Genomic DNA, 303 nt, shown 5'->3' on the forward strand with positions numbered 1-303 from the left:
TCTCTGAGCTTAATTCTTGTAATGCCTGAGAAACTTTTGTAAGAGTTTCTTTATATCCTTGTGGAAGCAATTTATTATAAAATCTAAACTTTGCTAAACCTTTGATAGAAAAAATATCAAGTATCATATTATCATCACAAGTATAAATAGTGTCTTTGTCTATGAGGGAACTTGTATCTATGATAGTATTGGTGCTAAGTAATAAAATTCCCATTTTATAAATCCTTGCTATACAAGGCTTGTAATGATGTGGTTTAAAACCAAAATGAACCGAGTTAAAATTTTCATATATTATTCCGTCTT

1 pseudogene is annotated in these 303 nt (G+C 28.4%); it reads right to left on the reverse strand.

The features are described from left to right. Window positions 1–214, reverse strand: a pseudogene (locus H2279_RS08815) (hypothetical protein); the annotation flags it as partial. Between the last annotated feature and the right edge of the window lie 89 nt (window positions 215–303).

The organism is Campylobacter sp. B0100352/1 (assembly GCF_020135855.1).
Taxonomy (GTDB): domain Bacteria; phylum Campylobacterota; class Campylobacteria; order Campylobacterales; family Campylobacteraceae; genus Campylobacter_D; species Campylobacter_D taeniopygiae.